General features: G+C 62.2%; 1 protein-coding gene. It reads left to right on the top strand.

Going from position 1 to position 312, the window contains the following annotated elements:
* Nucleotides 1-31: 31 nt before the first annotated feature.
* A partial coding sequence (locus ACYPXD_RS03290; protein ID WP_459707418.1) for a GntR family transcriptional regulator occupies nt 32-312 on the top strand: 281 nt, incomplete at its 3' end.

Genomic DNA, 312 nt, shown 5'->3' with positions numbered 1-312 from the left:
ACGCACAATGGCATCGGCGCTCGAGAGCACATTGAGGCGGGACATCATTGCTGGCCGGCTGGAACCAGGCAGCAAGCTGCGCGTACGTGAACTCGGCGAGCTTTACGACGCGGGCCCGATTCCGCTGCGCGAGGCGCTCTCGCGTCTGAGCGCAAGCGGCTTCGTTGTGACGGTGGACCAGAAGGGTTTTCGGGTTGCCGAAGTCTCGCTTGAAGAATTCAGGGACATCACGCAGACACGGCAGGATATTGAGCGGCTGGCGCTGACGCGTGCAATGCGTCGCCGGGACGTAGAGTGGGAAGGAGAACTGCT

This window comes from Paraburkholderia sp. 2C (assembly GCF_054589215.1).
Note: the sequence above shows the minus strand (reverse complement) of the source record. Positions and strands in the feature narration are given on the sequence as shown.